This is a genomic window from Acetobacter okinawensis (genome assembly GCF_002153655.1).
GTDB classification, from domain to species: domain Bacteria; phylum Pseudomonadota; class Alphaproteobacteria; order Acetobacterales; family Acetobacteraceae; genus Acetobacter; species Acetobacter okinawensis_A.
Genome location: NZ_JOPJ01000079.1, coordinates 1 through 623, shown reverse-complemented (window position 1 = coordinate 623; position 623 = coordinate 1). Strand labels below are relative to the sequence as shown.

Annotated in this window: 1 pseudogene; it reads left to right on the top strand. The window is 57.3% G+C overall.

The features are described from left to right. A pseudogene (locus HK26_RS13625) lies at window positions 1-623 on the top strand (phage tail length tape measure family protein); the annotation flags it as partial.

The following is a 623-nucleotide window of genomic DNA, read 5'->3' as shown; positions in this document are numbered from 1 at the left end:
GCGCTCAATGTGGTGGATGAGGTCATCACAGGCTTTAAGAAAATCCCCGATGAAATTTCCAGTGTAGGAAATTCCCTGTGGGGCGGGCTCAAATCGGCTGGCAGCTATCTGGAAGGCGGTGTGGAAAGCGGCCTTAACGCAGTCGGCGCAACCAATATGGCCCATCTTATGCAGCAGGGCAGCACGGCCAACCCTACGTTTTCTGCCCCCGCCACAGGTGCGTCCAGCGCGGCAGCTTCTGCGGCATTGGCCGTAACGGCAGCTCAGGATAAGCAGAAAGCATCAACCGCAGGGTTAGCGGCAGAATATGCTGTATGGCAAAAGCAAATGGCCGCTGCCATGGGAACGGACAGTAGCCTTGGCGGGCAGATTGATGAGCAGAGGCGGCACATTACCGCCCTGAATGTTGCCATTGCAGCCGCAAATAAGCTGCATGCAGCAGGCCAGATTGACAATCAGGCATATGCCGAGAGCATTAAAAGCTATAATGGCCAGATCCAAGCTGCCAATGTAGCACTTGCGGGCATGCGCGGTCCGTTTGCGGAGCTGATAGAACAGCAGAACCGCGCAGCGCAGTCTGCCTCTGCCCTGACCGGCTATGACCGGGCCATGGTCGAGGCCGC